The sequence below is a fragment of the Buttiauxella ferragutiae genome (assembly GCF_022637515.1).
Lineage (GTDB): Bacteria > Pseudomonadota > Gammaproteobacteria > Enterobacterales > Enterobacteriaceae > Buttiauxella > Buttiauxella ferragutiae.
Window position 1 is genome coordinate 3,387,789 of record NZ_CP093332.1, and the last position, 20,737, is coordinate 3,408,525.

At 53.9% G+C, this 20,737-nt stretch carries 13 protein-coding genes; 9 read left to right on the forward strand and 4 right to left on the reverse strand.

Features of this window, described 5'->3' with window-relative positions:
• Positions 1-59: 59 nt before the first annotated feature.
• Together hydA and arcC are read left to right on the forward strand one after the other, a co-directional pair.
• On the forward strand, positions 60-1,469 hold the full coding sequence (gene hydA / locus MNO13_RS15700) for a dihydropyrimidinase (RefSeq protein ID WP_277881108.1): 1,410 nt from the start codon (positions 60-62) through the stop codon (positions 1,467-1,469).
• A gap of 439 nt (positions 1,470-1,908) precedes the next feature.
• Positions 1,909-2,841, forward strand: a complete 933-nt coding sequence (arcC, locus tag MNO13_RS15705; RefSeq protein ID WP_232886532.1) for a carbamate kinase — start codon at positions 1,909-1,911, stop codon at positions 2,839-2,841.
• A gap of 83 nt (positions 2,842-2,924) precedes the next feature.
• Here the strand turns inward: arcC and yqeB are convergent, their stop codons facing one another.
• Both yqeB and yqeC read right to left on the reverse strand, forming a co-directional pair.
• Positions 2,925-4,556: a selenium-dependent molybdenum cofactor biosynthesis protein YqeB gene (gene yqeB, locus MNO13_RS15710; protein ID WP_064547869.1), complete on the reverse strand. Its 1,632-nt coding sequence runs from the start codon at positions 4,554-4,556 to the stop codon at positions 2,925-2,927.
• Positions 4,557-4,564: 8 nt separating this feature from the next.
• Positions 4,565-5,371: a selenium cofactor biosynthesis protein YqeC gene (gene yqeC / locus MNO13_RS15715; RefSeq protein ID WP_083963422.1), complete on the reverse strand. Its 807-nt coding sequence runs from the start codon at positions 5,369-5,371 to the stop codon at positions 4,565-4,567.
• 480 nt (positions 5,372-5,851) lie between these two features.
• Here yqeC and ygfK point away from each other — a divergent pair, with 480 nt between their 5' ends.
• The 7 genes from ygfK to MNO13_RS15750 all read left to right on the forward strand — a co-directional run bounded on the left by ygfK (position 5,852) and on the right by MNO13_RS15750 (position 18,257).
• Positions 5,852-8,962 carry a putative selenate reductase subunit YgfK gene (ygfK, locus tag MNO13_RS15720; protein WP_241938986.1) on the forward strand — a complete coding sequence of 1,037 codons (3,111 nt, stop codon included), beginning with the start codon at positions 5,852-5,854 and terminating at the stop codon, positions 8,960-8,962.
• 2 nt (positions 8,963-8,964) lie between these two features.
• Complete coding sequence (gene ssnA / locus MNO13_RS15725) at positions 8,965-10,293, forward strand: putative aminohydrolase SsnA (RefSeq protein WP_241938987.1); 1,329 nt, start codon at positions 8,965-8,967, stop codon at positions 10,291-10,293.
• 41 nt (positions 10,294-10,334) lie between these two features.
• Entirely contained in the window at positions 10,335-11,114 is a 780-nt protein-coding gene (gene ygfM, locus MNO13_RS15730; protein WP_064547876.1) for a molybdopterin-dependent oxidoreductase FAD-binding subunit, read from the forward strand.
• Positions 11,111-13,981 carry a molybdopterin-dependent oxidoreductase Mo/Fe-S-binding subunit gene (locus tag MNO13_RS15735; protein WP_241938988.1) on the forward strand — a complete coding sequence of 957 codons (2,871 nt, stop codon included), beginning with the start codon at positions 11,111-11,113 and terminating at the stop codon, positions 13,979-13,981. The genes ygfM and MNO13_RS15735 overlap by 4 nt, the downstream gene beginning before the upstream one ends.
• 125 nt (positions 13,982-14,106) lie before the next feature.
• Positions 14,107-15,501, forward strand: a complete 1,395-nt coding sequence (locus MNO13_RS15740; RefSeq protein WP_237931452.1) for a nucleobase:cation symporter-2 family protein — start codon at positions 14,107-14,109, stop codon at positions 15,499-15,501.
• A gap of 27 nt (positions 15,502-15,528) precedes the next feature.
• Entirely contained in the window at positions 15,529-16,845 is a 1,317-nt protein-coding gene (gene guaD / locus MNO13_RS15745; protein WP_241938989.1) for a guanine deaminase, read from the forward strand.
• 44 nt (positions 16,846-16,889) lie between these two features.
• Complete coding sequence (locus tag MNO13_RS15750; RefSeq protein ID WP_241938990.1) at positions 16,890-18,257, forward strand: NCS2 family permease; 1,368 nt, start codon at positions 16,890-16,892, stop codon at positions 18,255-18,257.
• 39 nt (positions 18,258-18,296) lie between these two features.
• On the opposite strand, the gene MNO13_RS15755 is transcribed toward MNO13_RS15750, so the two are convergent.
• Both MNO13_RS15755 and MNO13_RS15760 read right to left on the reverse strand, forming a co-directional pair.
• Positions 18,297-18,779 carry a 4Fe-4S dicluster domain-containing protein gene (locus tag MNO13_RS15755; RefSeq protein WP_064547886.1) on the reverse strand — a complete coding sequence of 161 codons (483 nt, stop codon included), beginning with the start codon at positions 18,777-18,779 and terminating at the stop codon, positions 18,297-18,299.
• The gene (locus MNO13_RS15760) at positions 18,776-20,737 is read right to left on the reverse strand and encodes an FAD-dependent oxidoreductase (protein WP_241938991.1); all 1,962 of its coding nucleotides are present in this window, start codon (positions 20,735-20,737) and stop codon (positions 18,776-18,778) included. Before MNO13_RS15760 ends, MNO13_RS15755 begins: the two co-directional genes overlap by 4 nt.

Sequence of the window (20,737 nt, forward strand, 5' to 3'; positions counted from 1 at the left end):
GTTACTGGCGATGCTCCGTTGGGCCACCAACGGAGCCTGTTGTTGACGGAGTTTCCAACATGATTCCTTCCCAAATGCCGCCCAAAAAAGTGCTGATTAAAAACGGCTGCGTGGTGAATGCCACAGGCCAGGCACAACATGACGTACTCATCGCCAACGGTTTGTTCGAACGCATTGCTGCGGATATTCCCGTGCCAGACAACTGCGAAGTTATTGATGCCGCTGGCTGCTACGTGATGCCAGGTGGAGTCGATGTGCACACGCATTTTAATATTGATGTCGGAATAGCCCGTAGCTGTGATGATTTTTTTACCGGCACCCGCGCCGCCGCGTGTGGCGGTACAACAACCATTATTGACCATATGGGATTTGGCCCGGCAGGTTGCAACCTGCACCACCAGCTCGAGGCTTATCACGGTTATGCGCGTGGCAAAGCGGTTGTCGACTATAGCTTTCATGGTGTTATCCAGCACATTGATGATGCCATCATCGACGAGATCCCCTCGATGGTCGATGCGGGTATCAGCAGTTTTAAACTCTATCTGACCTATCTCTACAAGCTGAACGACAGCGATGTGCTGCGTGCTTTGCAACGGCTTAACGAAGCCGGGGTGCTGACCACCGTCCACCCGGAAAATGATGCGGTGATTGCCCAACGGCGTGCTGATTTCCTGGCAGCCAACCTCACCGCCCCGCTCTACCACGCACGCAGCCGCCCGCCAGAATGTGAAGCCGAGGCCATCGCACGCATGATTAACCTCGCGCGGCTTTCGGGTAATGCACCGCTGTATATCGTCCATCTTTCTAATGGCCTTGGGCTTGACTACTTACGGCTGGCAAAAGCACGCCATCAGCCGGTGTGGGTGGAAACCTGCCCGCAATATTTAATGCTGGATGAACGTCTGTATTCACGCGAAGACGCATTGAAATTTATTCTCAGCCCACCGTTGCGTGATGTCCGCGAACAAGACGCCTTGTGGTGTGGAATCAACGACGGTGCGATTGATGTCGTCGCGACCGACCACTGCACTTTCCCTTACCAACAACGGGTAGCACTTTCTGGTGGTGATTTCAGCCGCTGCCCGAACGGGCTTCCGGGTGTGGAAAACCGCTTACTGCTGCTGTTTTCCGCCGCGGTCATGAGCGGGCGTATTTCACCCGAACGCTTTGTTTCACTGACCAGTGCCATGCCCGCGCAGCTATTCGGGCTATGGCCACAAAAAGGCTGTATTGCCCCAGGCTTCGACGCGGATGTGGTGATTATCGACCCCAAAACCCGCACCACGATTCTCCACAGCGAACTGCACGACAATGCCGATTACAGCCCGTATGAAGGCATGGTTTGCGAGGGGCAAATACGCCACACCTTGTCACGCGGCAAAAAGGTTTTCAGTCTCGGAAAATTTACCGGAATAGCAGGAGATGGACGTTTCCTGAAGCGCCAGCCTTTTAACTATTCAGATACTTAACAATAAGTTGCTGATGTCGGATGACGCTACGCTTATCCGACCTGCCCGTTCCAGAAAGCTCTGGTTTTGTAGGGTGGATAAGCCACAGGCGTCATCCACCCTTTGCTCCACGAGTGTCGGATGAAACAGCGCTTATCCGACCTGCCCGTTCCAGAAAGCTCTGGTTTTGTAGGGTGGATAAGCCACAGGCGTCATCCACCCTTTGCTCCACGAGTGTCGGATGAAACAACGCTTATCCGACCTGCCCGTTCCAGAAAGCTCTGGTTTTGTAGGGTGGATAAGCCACAGGCGTCATCCACCATTTGCTCCACGAGTGTCGGATGACGCAGCACTTATCCGACCTACCCGTTACAGACAGCTCTGGTTTTGTAGGGTGGATAAGCCACAGGCGTCATCCACCATTGAGGTTTGTCACTAATCTACGAATAAGGTAAGGATGATGAAAAAGACAATTGTGCTGGCTCTGGGGGGTAACGCTTTAGGCGATGGCCTGGCAGAGCAAATGGTCGCTGTGAAAATCACCGCTCGCGCTATTGTCGATTTGGTTGAACAGGGACATAAAGTTGTCCTGACGCACGGCAACGGCCCACAGGTTGGTATGATCAACCGGGCGTTTGAGGCAGCCGCCAAAACCGAAGCCCATACACCGATGTTGCCGATGTCGGTCTGTGTGGCGTTAAGCCAGGGTTATATCGGTTATGACCTGCAAAACGCCCTTCGTGAGGAGCTTCATCTGCGCGGACTGGCAACGCCCGTGGCGACGATTATCACCCAGGTGGAAGTCGACAAAAACGACCCTGCGTTCCTCTCCCCGACCAAACCTATTGGCTCGTTCTTCACCCACGAAGAAGCCAGAGTGCTGATGGCTAACGGGCATCAAATGATGGAAGACGCCGGACGCGGCTGGCGGCGCGTGGTCGCCTCACCGAAACCGGTTGATATTATCGAAAAAGAGACAGTGAAAGCGATGCTCAGTGCCGGACAACTGGTGATCACCGTTGGCGGCGGCGGCATCCCGGTGACTCGCGAAGGAAGCCACCTACGCGGCGCTAACGCGGTTATTGATAAAGACTGGGCCAGCGCCAAACTCGCCGAGATGATCAACGCCGATATGTTAATTATTCTCACCGCGGTGGAAAAAGTGGCGATTAACTACGGCAAGCCAGGCGAACAATGGCTGGATAACCTGAGCCTGAGCGATGCTGAGCGTTTTATTGCCGAGGGGCATTTTGCCAAAGGCTCAATGTTACCGAAAGTGGAAGCCGCTGTGGCGTTTGCCGCCAGCCGCCCAGGGCGTAAGACGCTGATTACGGTGCTGGAAAAAGCCAAAGAAGGGATTGAGGGGAAAACGGGGACGGTGATTTGCCAGTAGCCAATGGTGGATGACGCCTGCGAAACCAAACCGCCCAATCGGTTTTCGTAGGGCGGATAAGCGAAGCGTCATCCGCCAAAACCCTAATCCACCAGATCAACTTCACGCACTGGCTTCTGCTGCATTTGTTGCGGCTTTTTTGGTAACGCCATCATCGCTTCCAGCACCGCACCGCCAATTGCGCGGGCTTTATCCGACACCGTGGTAAAATCTGCCGCCAGTCCTCGCGGGTCTACATCACCAATTTTAAAACCGACGGTGACGCTTAACCCCTCATTGAGCAGCCCGCGCACCATGCCGCCTAACGGCGCAATCACCGGTGTGTCATCAATCCACGCCACCGTGTCCCCTTCATTCACCACATCACCGAGCTTCACACAACAGCGTATTTTCCCGGCGACCGTCGCACGCATCACCCGACGGGTGGTTTCGCCCTTAATATTCCCCGGTATGCCGGTGTTAGCCTGAGCTTCCCCCTGGTAAATCACCCGCCCCAGATAATGCCCACGATTGGTTTCAATCACTGCGTCACAATCTTTTCCGGCCTCAAACCCTGGCCCGAGAGCGATGGTGACCGGAGCCATTGCGCGATGGGTACCTTTGTTCACTTTTGCCAGAATGGCATCCACTACGCCATCAGGTTGCAATACCGACAACAAACTCGCCTTTTCATCGGCTAACACCGGAATAATCCCCGCTTGTAACACCGCCGGGACTTCATCAACATCCGCGACATAGCGCGCTTTAACCCCTTCGACCGTCACTTCGCCGTCAAACATCGCCTGAGCAAAAGCGACCGAACAGCGGATCACCGTAGGTTTTGCCATTTCCAGCATCACCACGCGGAAACCGGAGTGCCAGAGGCGCAATGCCACGCCGGTCGCAATATCCCCGGCACCGCGAATAACCACCAACCGCCCCGCTGTTTCCTGCGTTTTCATTGGGCCACCGGGCGCCTGATGACGGTGCTGGACGATTTCTGCCAGGATACTGATGGCAATTTCTTGCGGTGTTTCAGCGCCAATATTAAAACCAATCGGCGCATGTAAACGCGCAAGCTTCGCTTCGGGGATTCGATGGCTACGCAATTGCTGGAGGAAAGTCTGCGTTTTGCGGCGGCTGGCTAGCAGACCCAGATATTTCACCGGTCGTTGAATCAGGCAATCCAGCGCTTCTTTGTCCTGGCTATTGGTGGCAATCACCACATAATCTTCAGCGTCGATTTGCAGGGCTTCGATGGCTTCAGTGAAGCTTGCCGCCTGGAGCAAACGGGTCGCTGGCGGAAAATAGTCAGGATTAAGATTGTCGGCATACACATCTGCCACGTGGATATTAAAATCCAGCGCTGCCGCCGCTTTGGCAATCGCCTGGTTAACATGCCCTGCGCCCACCAGAACCAGGCGCGGGCTGTGACCATGAACATCAATATAAACGGTCATCGCCCCGCCGCAGTCGGAGCCGACCGCATCTTCACCGTTACGCGCCATACGGCCATGAAATAAACGCGGTTTACGTTCGGCGAGCGCCAGTAACGCCTCTTCAATCACCCGACGCTCCATCATGCCGCCGCCAATCGTGCCCATCACGCTGCCATCGTTGCGCACCAGCATTTGCGCACAATGGCGTGGTGTCGAGCCCCGGCTATCAACAATCTGAGCCAGCGCGAAGGGGCTGTTTTGCTGCTCCAGTCTTGCTGCTTCTGCGAATATTTTCATGATTGCCTCTACAGATTTTTATCCGTCACCGCACCTTCATCGCGCAGTAACACGTGTGTAATCGGTGGAAACTCTCTGACCGCGCCCAGCCAAATGGCATCAAGCCCGCCACTGGCGAGAAGTTCTGGCAGGACGCCGGTGATATTCTCAATATGAGAACATTGATTAATCAGCCAGATACGTTTGGCCTGCGGCGGAGCCTGCTTAAACATGCCGTGCGGATGGTTAATAAACTGCTTCAGGGCTTCAATACCTAACTTGCCCCCCTGCCGCAGCCCTGTGATGGCGCTAAACAATGGCCAGCGATGGACATTTTGCGGCTCTATCGGCTGGTTTATTGCCTGCCCGCCCATCACAGCAATAACGAAATCACTGCTTTGAGCTATGCAAGGTTCGTGCAAGGCCGGCGCTTTAAGTGGAAAACCGTGCGCTCCGTCAGCCTCCACCAGTAACACATCGGCAAGATGGCGTTTTGCCAGTGCATCAATTTCTGCGGGCGAAAACCCGCGCACTTTACCCAATTCTTGGTTCCAGCCCGCAAAGCAGGCAATGGCTGGCGGGGTAAAAACCGCACCCGGAAGCTTTTCAGGGGAGCGACAAAATAGCACTGGAATATTCTCTTCCGGCAAATACATCTGCGTAGTGGTGGTGGCAATGACTCGCTTACCGATGCGGGCAAACTCACGGGCCAGCCAGAATAAGGTGCTGGTTTTTCCCCCGGCTCCGACAATGCTAATCACTGCGGTTTTCTGATTAAATAAATTCTTATTTTCACCGAAAGAGTTCAGAGGGGCCGGAATATTTGCATGAGTCATTATTTCCCCACCTCATCTTTAATAAAACCACTGTAAAATTGGAATGACTTTATATCAGGATGTGTCGGATGACGCTAACACCCATCCGACCTACGTTTATATTCTTCTAAAAATTACCACACCAGCCATTACAAAATAATGTGACTTTACAGACTTCTTTCGTTTAATCGATTGCGTTCAAACAACCGCGCCAGACGCCCTCTTGTTATTATCAAAATGATATTTTATCTCTACTTATGAGAATCAACACAAACTCGATAAACCCCATTTGAAACAGTTATTTATTAATGAAAATCATTCTCAAAAAGACAGATGTGAAGTCTTTCACAAAGAAGTATGAATATTAGAGGCCGCTCGCATTTATTATTCCCCATAACCTCAATTAATTTCTCTGGCGCGATATTTGCACAAACCCATTAACTATTTCTGTGGTCAGGCCACACGCGCTATTACCCTTTAATTTGTCGCAAGGAGAATGTCATGGGAGATATTATGCGTCCGGTTCCGTTCGAAGAACTTTTGACGCGCATTTTCGATGAGTATCAGCAGAGCAATTCTATCTTTGGAATTCCGGCTCAACAGTTTTATCGGGCGGACACGCCTTCCACATTTAATGTGTTTGGTGAAACCTGTGAAACGCCGATTGGCCCTGCTGCTGGCCCTCATACTCAATTAGCCCAGAATATTGTCGTCTCCTGGTTAACGGGTGGCCGTTTTATCGAACTGAAAACCGTGCAGATCCTTGACCGCCTGGAGCTTGAAAAACCGTGTATTGATGCGCAAGACGAAGCCTTTAATACCGAGTGGTCTAGCGAATTTACGCTACCAAAAGCCTACGACGAATATCTCAAAGCCTGGTTCATTCTCCATTTGCTGGAAAAGGTCTTTACGCCGCAACCGCGAGACGCGCAAAAGTCATTTATCTTCAACATGAGTGTCGGATACAACCTCGACGGTATTCGCCAGCCGCCGATGCAGCAATTTATCCATTCCATGATGGATTCCTCGGCGCACCCAGATTTCGCGCGTTACCGCAAAACGTTGCAAAAATGGCTGCAAAACGAGTCGTTCATTAACCGCTTTGCATTACTGGCAGAACGCAAATCTGAACTGGCGGTACTGGCTGAATCCATCCCCGCCACGCTGGTCACCGGGGTTACGCTGTCGACCATGCACGGCTGCCCGCCAGATGAAATCGAAGCCATTTGCCGCTACATGCTGGAGGAAAAACACTTAAATACTTTCGTCAAACTCAACCCGACGCTGCTCGGTTATCCGCGCGTCAGAGAGATTCTGGACACTTGCGGCTTCGACTACATCGGCCTGAAAGAAGAGTCCTTCGGCCATGATTTGAAACTCCAGCAAGCACTGGACATGCTGCAACGTTTAATGGCACTGGCGAAAGAAAAACAGCTCGGATTTGGCGTTAAGTTAACCAACACCCTCGGCACCATTAATCACAAAGGCGCGTTACCGGGTGAAGAGATGTATATGTCGGGGCGCGCACTGTTCCCCCTGTCGATCAACGTCGCGGCGGTACTCTCACGCGCCTTTGATGGCCTGCTGCCTATCTCCTATTCCGGCGGTGCCAGCAAATTCACCATTCGCGATATTTTTGAAACCGGGATTCGCCCGATCACCATGGCTACGGATTTGCTCAAGCCTGGCGGTTACCTGCGTATGCTCGACTGTATGCGCGAGCTGGAAAAATCCAGCGCCGCTGCGCTCACGCGTGTTGACGTTGAACGCCTGGAAGCGCTGGCAAAACGCGCCATCAGCATGGAATACACCCAAAAACACTGGAAATCAGAAGACCAGATTGATGCTGGCGGCCCGTTGCCGCTCACCGATTGCTACGTCGCCCCTTGCGTCACGGCCTGCGCGGTGAAGCAAGATATTCCTGAATACATTCGCCTGATGGGTGAAGGCCGTTATACCGATGCGCTGGAAGTGATTTACCAGCGCAACGCACTGCCTGCCATCACCGGCCATATTTGTGACCACCAGTGCCAAAGCAACTGTACGCGCCTGGATTACGACAGTGCGCTTAACATTCGCGAACTCAAAAAGGTGGCGCTGGAAAAAGGTTGGGAAGGCTATAAACAGCGCTGGCATAAGCCTGCTGGCTCAGGTAGCCGCCATCCGGTAGCGGTGATTGGCGCGGGCCCAGCCGGGCTTTCCGCTGGTTACTTCCTCGCACGGGCGGGCCACCAGGTCACGCTATTTGAACGCGAAGCCAACGCAGGCGGCGTGGTAAAAAACGTGATACCTCAGTTCCGTATTCCGGCTGAACTTATCCAACATGACATTGATTTTATCGCTGCCCATGGCGTGAAGTTTGAATATAACTGCTCGCCGGATCTGACCTTTGAACAATTGCAAAAAGACGGTTTCCACTATGTGCTGGTCGGCACCGGGACCGATAAAAACAGCGGTGTGAAACTGGCGGGTGACAACCGCAATGTCTACAAATCGCTGCCCTTCCTGCGTGATTACAATCGCGGTGTGAACCTGAATCTTGGTAAGCACGTTGCCGTAGTGGGTGCTGGCAACACGGCGATGGACTGCGCGCGTGCCGCCCTGCGTGTGCCTGGCGTCACCGATGTCACCGTGTTGTATCGCCGCACCGCCAGCGAAATGCCCGCCTGGCGGGAGGAGTATGAAGAAGCGCTGGAAGATGGCGTGAAGTTTATGTTCCTGACCAACCCAGAGCACTTTGCCGCAGACGGCAGCTTAACGGTACGTAAGATGGAATTAGGTGAGCCAGACAGTTCAGGCCGCCGCCGCCCTGTGGCTTCTGAGCAAAGCGAAACGCTGCAATTCTCCGCCTTAATTACCGCCATCGGCGAACAGCAAGATTGTGCAGCGCTGGCCGCAATGGGCGTGCCACTGGATGAACAAGGCTGGCCTGCGGTGGCGTCGGCCACTGGCGAAACCACCAAACCTGGCCTGTTCCTGATTGGTGACGTGCAAAGCGGCCCGTCTTCCATTGTGGCGGCTATCGGCACCGCACGACGGGCGACGGATGCCATTTTGTGGCGCGAAAACATTCAATCGAGCCACGGTGACAAGCACTGGAACAACGTCGACCCGCAGCATGTTTATCAACGCAAAGGCAATATCGCCGTCAACCTGGTGAGTAAAAACGACCGCAATAATTTTGTGAAACAAGAGGCTGAACGCTGCCTGGAATGTAACTACATCTGTAGTAAATGCGTCGATGTCTGCCCGAACCGCGCCAACGTTTCGATTGCCGTTCCTGGTTTCCAGAACCGCTTCCAGACGCTGCACCTTGATGCTTTCTGCAATGAATGCGGCAACTGCGCCCAGTTCTGCCCGTGGCAAGGCAAACCGTATACCGACAAATTGACGGTATTCAGCCTGCCAGAAGACTTCACCAACAGCAGCAACCCAGGCTTTTACGCTGAAGGCAACGACGTCAGCATCCGCCTGCACCAAAAACTGTGGAAGTTAACGCTTGACGATGACAGCCAGTTCCACCAACCGCCGCACGAGCTTGGCGAGATCTGCAAAATTATCAGCCACGTGCATAAACATCATCGTTACCTGTTAGGAAAAGTGGAGGCCTGATTATGTTGATTCTGAAAAATGTCACCGCCGTACAGTTTTCTCCGGCGCAAGTACAACACAACGTTGATATTGCGATTGAAGGTAGCGAAATCGTCAACGTTGGTCCTGGGCTGGCGACAGATTACCCGCAGGCCACGGTAAAAGAGATGCACGGGCGCATCGTGATGCCGGGCATGGTCTGCGCACATAACCATTTTTACTCGGGGTTATCGCGCGGCATCATGGCGCAAATCCCGCCCAGCCCGGACTTTATCTCGACGCTCAAAAACCTGTGGTGGCGACTCGACCGCGTACTTGACGAAGAATCGCTCTACTACAGCGGGCTGATTTGCTCACTGGAAGCGATTAAAAGCGGCTGTACCTCGGTGATTGATCACCACGCGTCACCGCATTACATCGCCGGTTCGCTCAGCACCTTACGCAACGCCTTCCTGAAAGCCGGGCTGCGCGGCATGACCTGTTTTGAAACCACCGACCGCAACGGCGGGATGGAGGAACTGGAAGCTGGCGTCGAAGAAAACGTTAATTTTGCGCGGCTGATTGATAACGCGCGAAGTGCCGGAAAAGAGCGTTATCTGGTTGAAGCTCATATTGGCGCTCACGCTCCCTTTACCGTGCCGGATGCCGGGCTGGCGATGCTTTCAGGCGCGGTTAAATCCACGGGCCGTGGCCTGCATATTCACGCCGCCGAAGATCGCTACGATGTTTCTCATAGCCATGACAAATACGGCAAAGATCTGCTGGTGCGCCTCGCAGAGTTCGACTTACTCAACAGCAAAACGTTGATTGCCCACGGCCTTTACCTGTCGAAAGAAGATATTCGCCTGCTCAATGAGAAAGACGGGTTCCTCGTCCACAACGCCCGCTCCAACATGAATAACCATGTGGGCTACAACCATCAGCTTGCCGAATACCACAACCTGGCGCTGGGCACCGACGGTATCGGGTCGGATATGTTCGAAGAGCTGAAGTTCGCCTTCTTCAAACACCGTGATGCCGGCGGCCCACTGTGGCCTGACAGTTTCACCCGCTATTTGTGGAGCGGTAACGAACTGCTGGTGCGCAACTTTAATGCCAAATTTGGCAGCCTGGCGGCAGGCTATAAAGCCGACCTCACCATTTGTGATTACTTATCGCCAACGCCGCTACAGGCCGAAAATATCGGCGGCCATCTGGCGTTTGGCCTCGGCTCATCGAGCGTTCATAGCGTGATGATTGACGGCGTGATGGTTTATGAAGACCGCGAGTTCGCCTTCGATTGTGAGCCGATTTACGCCGAAGCCAGAAAGGTGGCAGCAAAAATGTGGCGACGTATGGATTCGACAAAATAATCACGCCTGGCGGACACCAGTCTGACCGAAGAGAGGAACATATGATTAAGCAATTTTTCCGTGTCACGACCATTGAGCAAGCGATGGAACTGAAGGAACACTACAAAGATAGCGCGGTGTGGATGGCGGGCGGCAGCAAACTCAATGCCACGCCAACGCGCACTGAATGCAGCGTGGCGATTTCTTTGCAAGGTTTGCCACTCGACGAAGTGGACTGGGACAACGGCACGCTGCGCATTGGTTCGCTGATCACTTTGCAAAAACTGCGCGACACCGTTTTTATCCCGCAAGCCCTGAACGATGCGCTGGGTTTTGTCTATTCACGCCATGTGCGTAACCAGGCCACTTTGGGTGGTGAAATTGCCGCCCGCCAGGCCGAATCGGTGATCATTCCTATCTTACTGGCGCTGGAAACCGTGTTGCTGTTTGCCGATGGTGAAACCTTAACGCTGGAAGAGTATTTGCAGGCTCCGGGCGACCGCTTATTGGTCGAAGTGATTATTCACGACCCATACCGCCGCTGTGCGACGCGTAAATTCAGCCGTTCCGCTGCCGGTTGGTCGGTGGTCACCGCCGCCGTTGCCATCACCGAAAACGAAGAGATCCGTATCGCGCTGGATGGCGTGGCGGAAAAACCGCTGCGCTTGCGCGACGTAGAGTCGCTGGCTCTAGAAGGCGAAGCACTGGAAAAGGCGGTGGGTGCGGCAATTTATCCACGTGCAGACTTATCGGGCAGCGAAGCGTTTAAACGCCATATTGCCGGTGTGCTGGTCGCTGACCTGCTGACCGACTGCCAGCAGCAAGATGAGGTAACAAAATGATGATTCACTTTACGCTGAACGGAACACCCCGCGAAATTGACTGCGTGGCCGGGGAAAATGTGCAAAAACTGTTGTTCGGGCTGGGTTTACACTCGGTGCGCAACAGCGACGACGGCTTTGGTTTTGCCGGTTCAGATGCCATTTGGTGCAACGGAATCATCGTTAACGCCTCTTTACTGATTGCCGGGCAACTTGAAGGCGGCGAGATAAAAACCGCCGAATCACTTGGCAGTTGGAACCAGTTAAGCCTGGTACAACAGGCGATGGTCGATACAGGCGTAGTGCAATCAGGCTACAACGACCCTGCCGCCGCGCTGATTCTCACCGATTTACTGCAACGAATTGCGTCACCGACTCGCGAAGATATTGATGATGCATTGTCAGGGTTGTTCAGCCGTGATGCCGGTTACCAGCAGTTTTATCAAGTGGTCGATCTGGCAAAAACACGTCTGACCGACCCCACTTACCAGCCCACCGTCACCCCAACCTTTCGCCATGACCTCGCGGTTATCGGCAAGCGTCATCCGAAAACCGATGCGGCGATGATGGTGCAGGCCAAACCGTGTTATGTCGAAGACCGCGTTCCTGCGGATGCCTGTGTGGTGAAGATGTTACGCAGCCCGCACCCGCACGCGCTGATTACCCGTCTGGATGTCAGCAAAGCGGAAGCCTTGCCCGGCGTGGTTCATGTGATCACGCATAAAAACTGCCCGGATATTTATTACACTCCAGGCGGGCAAAGCGCGCCCGAACCTTCGCCGCTTGACCGCCGCATGTTTGGCCTAAAAATGCGCCACGTCGGCGATCGCGTTGCGGCAGTGGTCGCAGAAAGTGCCGAGATTGCCCTGGCAGCACTTAAGCTTATCGAGGTTGAATACCAGGTTTTAAAACCGGTGTTGTCGATTGACGAAGCGATGGCGGCTGATGCCCCACGCGTGCATGACGAAAAAGTGGTTTACGTCAACGGTGCGCCAGCGGACCTCGAAGCGCAAAACAGCCAGGCTGCCGATCGTGACGAGCACATGATTATCAATTTCCCGATTGGCGCTCGCCCGGAAAAAAACATCGCCGCCGGTATTCATGGGCGCATAGGTGACGTAGACAAAGGCTTTGCCGACGCCGAAGTGGTTATCGAGCGCACCTACGAATCCAAACAGGTGCAACAGTGCCCGACTGAAACCCACGTTTGCTTCACCCGCTGGGTGGGTGACCGTTTGGTTATCCATGCTTCAACCCAGGTTCCGTGGCACTTGCGCCGCCAGGTCGCGCGTTTAGTGGGGCTCAAGCAACATAAAGTCCATGTCATCAAAGAGCGCGTCGGCGGCGGTTTTGGTTCCAAGCAGGATATTTTGCTGGAAGAAGTTTGCGCCTGGGCGACCTGCGTAACCGGACGCCCGGTCTATTTCCACTACACCCGCGAAGAGGAGTTTATCGCTAACACCTCGCGCCACGTCGCCAAAGTGACGGTAAAAATCGGTGCCAAAAAAGATGGCCGTCTGACCGCCATCAAGATGGATTTCCGCGCCAATACTGGCCCGTATGGCAACCACGCCCTCACGGTGCCGTGTAATGGCCCTGCGTTGTCGCTGCCGCTTTATCCTTGCGATAACGTCGATTTCCAGGTCACCACTTACTACAGCAATATCTGCCCAACCGGCGCATACCAGGGCTACGGCGCACCCAAAGGGAACTTTGCGCTGACCATGGCAATGGCTGAGCTGGCGGAAAAACTGGGTATCGACCAGTTAGATATGGTGGAAATTAACCGCGTCCGTGAAGGCCAGGAGTTGAAAATCCTCGGGGCGATTGGCGAAGGGAAAATGCCCACCTCAATTCCAGTCGCAGCCAGTTGCGCGTTAGAACCGATATTGCGCAAAGGCCGTCAGCTAATCGACTGGGATGCACCCAAACCGGTAGAGGGCGACTGGCATACCGGGCGTGGCGTTGCCATCATCATGCAGAAATCGGGAATCCCGGATATTGACCAGGCCAACTGCATGATCAAACTGGAATCTGACGGGACGTTTATCGTCCACTCCGGTGGTGCCGATATCGGTACTGGCCTTGATACCGTGGTCGGGAAGTTGTCGGCTGAAGTGCTGTGCTGCCCGCTGTCTGATATCCACGTGATTTCGGGTGACACCGACCACGCGCTGTTCGACAAAGGCGCTTACGCCTCCTCTGGCACCTGTTTCTCCGGTAACGCGGCGAAAAATGCCGCGGAGAATTTACGCGATAAAATTCTCTTCCACGGCGCGCAAATGCTCGGCGAACCGCTGGAAGATGTGCAACTGGCCGCACCAGGTATTGTGCGCGGCAAGCAAGGCGAAGTGAGCTTTGCGCAAATTGCCCACAAGGCCGAAACCGGCACCGGATTCGGGACGTTAGTTGCCACCGCCAGTTATATCACCCCGAATTTCGCCTTCCCGTTTGGGGCAAACTTTGCCGAAGTGGCGGTGAATACGCGTACGGGTGAAATCAAGCTCAACAAGTTCTACGCCCTGCTCGATTGTGGTACGCCGATAAACCCAGACCTCGCATTGGGGCAAATCTATGGCGCATCGATGCGCGCCATCGGGCATAGCCTGACTGAAGAAATTCAGTATGACGCACACGGCATCCCACTGACGCGCGACCTGCGTACCTATGGTGCGCCGATGATTGGCGATATTCCCCGTGATTTCCGCGCATTTCTCGTTCCCAGCGAGGACCATGTTGGGCCGTACGGTGCCAAGTCTATTTCAGAAATTGGCGTCAACGGCGCGGCTCCCGCTATTGCGACAGCGATCCACGATGCCTGCAAAGTGTGGCTGCGAGAGTGGCATTTCACCCCTGAGAAAATCCTCCATGCCTTAGGGAAACTGTAAACCGGTAATGGGGTCGGATGGCGCTTACGCTTATCCGACCTACGAAAATCGTGGATGACGGGCTTTTGTAGGGTGGATAAGCGCAAGCGACATCCACCATTACTGGTAGGTACAGGAGTGTCCAGATGTCTGATTTCAGCAATGCCGATTCTGAACTGGTTTATGCCCTGGAAGACAAACCACCGTTTTACCAGTCTTTAGTGGGCGCTATCACCCACCTGTTAGCTATCTTTGTGCCGATGGTTACGCCTGCGCTGATCGTCGGTACCTCGCTGCAACTCTCAACCGCCACCACCACTTACCTGGTTTCGATGGCAATGATTGCCTCAGGTATTGGCACCTGGTTGCAGGTCAATCGTTATGGCCCGATTGGTTCGGGTTTGTTATCGATTCAGTCAGTTAATTTTTCTTTTGTGACCGTGATGATTGCCCTTGGCGGTGCGATGAAGAAAGACGGTTTTCATGAAGAACTGATCCTTTCTTCGATGATGGCGGTTTCTTTTGTCGGCGCTTTTCTGGTGGTCGGTTCGTCATTTATTCTGCCCGCGTTGCGCCGCGTCATCACCCCGACGGTGAGCGGAGTGGTGGTGTTGATGATTGGCCTGAGCCTGATAAAAGTCGGCATTATTGATTTTGGCGGCGGGTTCTCGGCCAAACACAGCGGCACCTTTGGTAACTATGAAAACATTGGTGTCGGGTTGTTGGTGTTGGTCGTAGTGATTGGCTTCAACTGTTGCCGCAGCCCGCTGTTGCGCATGGTCGGGATTGCCGTGGGTTTGATTGTCGGCTATCTCACCGCGCTGTGCCTCGGAATGGTGGATTTCAGCAGTATGCGTAATCTGCCGCTGATCACCATGCCCGTCCCCTTCAAGTTCGGTTTTACCTTTGATATCACTCAATTTCTGGTGGTCGGCACCATTTATCTGCTCAGTGTGCTGGAAGCAGTGGGTTCGATTACCGCCACCGCCATGGTGTCAAACCAGCCGATTGAAGGTGATGAATACCAGTCGCGCCTGAAAGGTGGCGTGCTGGCCGACGGTTTGGTGTCGGTTATCGCCTCGGCACTCGGTTCACTGCCGCTGACCACCTTTTCGCAAAATAACGGCGTTATTCAGATGACCGGTGTGGCGTCACGCTATATCGGGCGCGTAATCGCCGTGATCCTTATCGTACTGGGCTTTTTCCCGGTTATCGGGCGCTTCTTTACCACCATTCCCGCGCCGGTACTGGGCGGAGCAATGACCCTGATGTTCTCGATGATCGCCATTGCCGGGATTCGCATCATCATCTCTAACGGCCTACGGCGGCGTGAAACCCTGATTGTGGCCACATCACTAGGGCTGGGGCTTGGCGTTTCATACGATCCGGATGTGTTCCGCATTTTGCCCGCTTCGTTATTCGTGCTGGTGGAAAACCCCATCTGCGCCGGAGGCCTGACGGCCATCATCCTGAATTTGCTTATCCCGTTAAGACAAAAAGAGACCAGTGCAACCCCGGTGGCGACCGAAGAACCGGAGTGAGTGCTGTGAATCACTGAGGATTAAAACATGACTGGTGTACAAAACCTGAAGGCCGTGCGCGGGAACTTCCTGGATGTGACACGCGTAATTTCGCACCCTGAAGAAATCGAGTCAGCGTTGCGCTTTGTTGAAGATGGATTGCTGTTAATCAGTGAAGGTAAAGTGGTGTGGTTTGGCTCGTGGGAAGAAGGGAAATCACGGGTACCGGATGCTATCCGCGTGCGTGATTATCGCGGCAAGCTCATCGTTCCTGGCTTTGTCGACACCCATATTCACTATCCACAAAGTGAAATGGTGGGCGCATATGGCGAGCAGTTGCTCGAGTGGCTAAACAAGCACACCTTCCCCACCGAGCGGCGCTATAAAGACCCCGAATATGCCCGTGAAATGGCCTCGTTTTTCCTTAAACAGTTGCTGCGCAACGGCACCACCACGGCGCTGGTGTTTGGCACCGTTCACCCGGAATCGGCCAACGCGTTGTTTGAAGCGGCGAGCAATATCAATATGCGCATGATTGCCGGTAAAGTGATGATGGACCGCAATGCGCCTGAATGGTTGCTGGATACGGCAGAAAGTAGCTACCTGGAAAGTAAGGCGCTAATTGAGCGCTGGCACAAAAACCGCCGCTTGCTGTATGCCATCACGCCACGTTTTGCACCGACCTCAACGCCTGAACAACTGGCGATGGCGCAGCGTCTGCGCCAGGAATATCCCGATACCTGGGTTCACACCCATTTGTGCGAAAACAAGGACGAAATTGCCTGGGTAAAAGAGTTGTTCCCGGAGCGCAAAAACTATCTCGATGTTTACCATCACTACGGTTTGACCGGCAAAAACAGTGTCTTTGCCCACTGTATTCATCTGGAGGAAGACGAGTGGGATTGCCTGCATCACACCGATTCCACCATCGCCTTTTGCCCAACATCCAATCTTTATCTCGGCAGCGGCTTATTCAATCTGCAAAAAGCCTGGCGCAAGAAAATCAAGGTCGGGATTGGCACCGACATTGGCGCGGGCACCACCTTCAATATGCTGCAAACCCTGAATGAAGCCTACAAAGTGATGCAGCTTCAGGGCTACCGGCTGTCGGCTTATGAAGCCTTCTATCTTTCCACCCTGGGCGGGGCGCACTCATTAGGACTTGATAGTTATATCGGCAATTTCGACATCGGCAAAGAGGCTGACTTTGTGGTTCTTGAGCCAACCGCCACGCCGTTGCAACAACTGCGCTATGACAATTCGGTGTCGCTGATGGACAAGCTGTTTGTGATGATAACGCTGGGCGATGACCGCTCGATTTATCGCACTTACGTCGATGGCCAACTGGTGTACGAAAGAACATAGCAAACAGGAAAAACCGTCACTTCATCGTTGATAAGGACAGAATTATGTCGACCGATTCATCGCATGTGCCTGCCACAGTGCAGGGAAAAGGGGCGCTCGACCGCTATTTCAGTATTACGAAACGCGGCAGCAGCTTTCGCCAGGAAGTCCTCGCTGGCATTACCACATTTTTAGCCATGGTTTACTCCGTGATCGTGGTGCCAGGTATGTTAGGGAAAGCCGGATTTCCGCCCGGTGCCGTCTTTGTTGCAACCTGTCTGATAGCGGGCTTCGGCTCATTACTGATGGGGCTGTGGGCCAATTTACCGATGGCAATTGGCTGTGCCATTTCACTCACTGCCTTTACCGCCTTCAGCCTGGTGTTAGGGCAACACATCAGCATTCCCGTGGCTTTAGGCGCGGTGTTCCTGATGGGGGTGCTGTTTACCGCCATTTCGGTAACCGGCGTGCGAACCTGGATATTGCGTAATTTGCCAATGGGGATCGCCCACGGTACCGGCATCGGGATTGGTCTGTTTTTGTTATTAATTGCCGCAAGTGGCGTGGGGCTGGTTATCAAGAACCCAATTGAAGGGTTGCCAGTAGCGCTCGGTGGCTTCACCACCTTCCCTGTCATCATGACGTTATTAGGTTTAGCCGTCATTTTGGGGCTGGAAAAACTGCGTGTCCCTGGGGGGATTTTACTGGTCATTATTGCCATTTCGATTATCGGCCTGATTTTCGACCCCAATGTGCAGTATCACGGGCTGGTGGCGTTACCGAGTCTGAGCGGAGAAGACGGCAAATCACTTATTTTCAGCCTCGATATTATGGGCGCGTTACAGCCAATGGTGTTGCCAAGCGTACTGGCGCTGGTAATGACGGCAGTTTTTGATGCCACTGGGACAATACGTGCCGTTGCTGGCCAGGCGAATCTGCTGGATGAAAACAACCAAATTATCAATGGCGGCAAAGCGTTAACCGCCGACTCGGTGAGTTCGATTTTATCCGGCCTGGTCGGTGCGTCTCCTGCGGCGGTTTATATCGAATCCGCAGCGGGAACCGCGGCGGGTGGGAAAACGGGCTTAACCGCAGTGGTGGTCGGCGCACTGTTTTTGGTGGTGCTGTTCCTGTCGCCGCTGGCTTTCCTGATCCCCGGTTATGCCACCGCCCCGGCACTGATGTATGTCGGGTTATTGATGCTCAGCAACGTGGCAAAACTCGATTTCGATGACTTTGTGGATGCGATGGCCGGCCTAGTGTGCGCGGTATTTATCGTGCTGACCTGCAATATTGTCACCGGCATTATGCTGGGTTTTGTGACACTGGTGGTGGGGCGTGTGTTCTCAAATGATTGGCGTCGGTTGAATATCGGCACAGTGCTGATTGCCCTGGTATTGGTCATTTTCTACGCGGGTGGTTGGGCGATTTGACGTAAGCAATACGGCCCGATTATCGGGCCGTATTGTTGGCTATTTCAACGAGAAATACACGCTCTGCAAAGCCGCACTGCGGCGGCGTAGGGTGGCTTGTTGCTTCACCGAATGACTATCATTTTTCTCCAGCGCCGCGGTCGGGCATACCCTTACACATTCGGGGCCGCTTTGGTGCTGCTGGCAAAGATCACATTTCACGATTTGGATGTTTTTTTCAGGCGTCAGAGCTATATCGATGACGCCAAAGGGACAAGCCATCACACAGTTTTTACAGCCAATACACAACGACTCGTTGAGCTGCACACATCTCTCATCCTGCACCAGCGCACGCACCGGGCAAACCGCCACGCAAGGGGCATTCTCACACTGATGGCACATCACGGGCTGAGTGGATGAATGCAGTTTCATCACCTGTAACCTGGGGCGAAAATCGCTGTCACTGTGTGCCTGCCCACAGGCAATTTCGCAAGTGCGACACCCGATGCAGCGATCGGGGTTAACGTGAATAAACTGTGTCATCGCAACGGCTCCTGACTGTGTGAGCACTGAATGGGGGATGAATCACCCAACATCACCAGAATGTCCCGTGCCGCCTGCCGTCCGGCGACCATTGCCGTGACCACTAAATCAGCACCATGAACCGCATCACCGCCCGCGAATATTTTCGGATGCTGCGTTTGAGTGGATAAGCGCCCCGCTTTACCGGTTTCAATCAGGCCGTATTTGTCGAAAGTGACCTGGTGAGTTTGTAGCCACGGCATCGCATGTGGCTGGAAACCAAAGGCCATCACCAGAACATCGGCGGGCAGCACAAACTCTGAACCGACGACAGGCTGCGGACGCCGTCGTCCATCGCTGCCAGGTTCGCCCAAAAGCGTGCGAATCAGGCCAATTCCTGTCACCGCGCCATTGTCATTACGTTCAATGAATTGCGGCTGCGCATTGAAAAGGAACTCCACGCCCTCTTCCCTGGCATTCACCACTTCTTTCTTTGAACCCGGCATGCTGGCTTCATCGCGACGATAAGCACAGGTCACGCTTGCCGCCCCCAGGCGTATCGCGGTGCGCAAGCAGTCCATCGCCGTATCACCGCCGCCAAGTACCACAACGTGTTTCCCAGCTAGCTCAATCCAGGGCGTGGCGGCATCATCAGCAAGGTTCATCACTCTGCGCGCACTAGCAGTCAGTAATGGTAGCGCCTGCACGACCCCCGGCGAGTCTTCGTGCTCCAGCCCGGCACGCATTAAATCGTAGGTGCCAACACCCAGAAATACCGCCTGATAGCTGGACAGCAGTTCGCTAAAGGCGATGTCGCGCCCGATTTCGCAGTTAAGATGAAACTCGATGCCCATCGAATTGAAGATTTCGCGCCGCATGGCAAGCAACTGTTTATCAAGCTTGAAGGGAGGAATACCGAAGGTCAGCAGCCCACCGATTTCAGGATAGCGGTCATAGACATCGACCTGAATACCACGGCGCGCCAGAATATCTGCACATCCTAATCCAGCAGGACCGGCACCAATAACCGCCACTCGCTCTTTGCGTGTTGCGATATCTGGCGACACTTTAGGCCACCAGCCCTGAGCCAGTGCGGTGTCCGTGATGTAACGTTCGATATTCCCGATAGCCACCGCGCCGCTGTGCGGTTTTAAGGTACAAGCCCCTTCACACAAGCGTTCTTGCGGGCAGACTCGCCCACAAATTTCAGGCAGTGAACTGCTTTGGTGGCTTAATTCCGCCGCCTCAATAATCTTACCTTCGGCAACCAAACGCAGCAGTTCAGGGATAGCGTTATGCAGCGGGCAAGTCCAGTTGCAGCGCGCTTTTTGCGCACAATGGATGCAGCGTTGGCTTTCATTAACCGCATGCAAAGAGGACAAGCCCTGATAAATCTCTTCGAAGTGCATTTTGCGTTGTATCGCCGGGAGTTTTTCAGCGCCATTGCGGGCGGGTTTGTCCAATAAACTCTGGCGACGAACCGCAGCCGACGCGCCACTGAGCGCCATTTTCTGCCGCCGCAGGCGTAAGTCGTTTAACTCACGGTCATCCATTAGTTTGAGTGCATCCGCAGGGCAATGGGCCACACAGGCGGGTTGACCGCTTTCACTCTGTTCACAGAGGTCACATTTTTGCGCCAGCCAGATAGCATCCTGGCTGGCATTCACCATTTCTATCGCCCCAAATGGGCAGGCCAGCACGCAGTTTTTACAGCCAATGCAGCGCGCTTCGTTCAGGTGAACCTGCTCGTTCCGGTAGGTTAATGCCCCCACCGGACAACTGGTGACACAAGGGGCATTGTTACAGTGATGGCAGGTGACCGTGACATGGTTTTGCTGGTGGGAAATAACTTCAATGCGTGGATGAAAAGCGGCAATAGACTCTGGCCAACTCTGTCGATTGTGAGCCACTGCGCAGGCAATTTCGCAGACGTGACAACCGATGCATTCTTGCGCATCTACAGCGATAAATTTATTCAT

What these genes read in the sequence shown, in the direction of transcription:
- MNO13_RS15740 (WP_237931452.1), top strand. Translation starts at nt 14,107, where the DNA reads ATGTCTGATTTCAGCAATGCCGATTCTGAACTGGTTTATGCCCTGGAA.
- MNO13_RS15760 (WP_241938991.1), bottom strand. Translation starts at nt 20,737, where the DNA reads ATGAATAAATTTATCGCTGTAGATGCGCAAGAATGCATCGGTTGTCAC.
- ssnA (WP_241938987.1), top strand. Translation starts at nt 8,965, where the DNA reads ATGTTGATTCTGAAAAATGTCACCGCCGTACAGTTTTCTCCGGCGCAA.
- MNO13_RS15735 (WP_241938988.1), top strand. Translation starts at nt 11,111, where the DNA reads ATGATGATTCACTTTACGCTGAACGGAACACCCCGCGAAATTGACTGC.
- arcC (WP_232886532.1), top strand. Translation starts at nt 1,909, where the DNA reads ATGAAAAAGACAATTGTGCTGGCTCTGGGGGGTAACGCTTTAGGCGAT.
- hydA (WP_277881108.1), top strand. Translation starts at nt 60, where the DNA reads ATGATTCCTTCCCAAATGCCGCCCAAAAAAGTGCTGATTAAAAACGGC.
- MNO13_RS15755 (WP_064547886.1), bottom strand. Translation starts at nt 18,779, where the DNA reads ATGACACAGTTTATTCACGTTAACCCCGATCGCTGCATCGGGTGTCGC.
- ygfK (WP_241938986.1), top strand. Translation starts at nt 5,852, where the DNA reads ATGGGAGATATTATGCGTCCGGTTCCGTTCGAAGAACTTTTGACGCGC.
- MNO13_RS15750 (WP_241938990.1), top strand. Translation starts at nt 16,890, where the DNA reads ATGTCGACCGATTCATCGCATGTGCCTGCCACAGTGCAGGGAAAAGGG.
- guaD (WP_241938989.1), top strand. Translation starts at nt 15,529, where the DNA reads ATGACTGGTGTACAAAACCTGAAGGCCGTGCGCGGGAACTTCCTGGAT.
- ygfM (WP_064547876.1), top strand. Translation starts at nt 10,335, where the DNA reads ATGATTAAGCAATTTTTCCGTGTCACGACCATTGAGCAAGCGATGGAA.
- yqeB (WP_064547869.1), bottom strand. Translation starts at nt 4,556, where the DNA reads ATGAAAATATTCGCAGAAGCAGCAAGACTGGAGCAGCAAAACAGCCCC.
- yqeC (WP_083963422.1), bottom strand. Translation starts at nt 5,371, where the DNA reads ATGACTCATGCAAATATTCCGGCCCCTCTGAACTCTTTCGGTGAAAAT.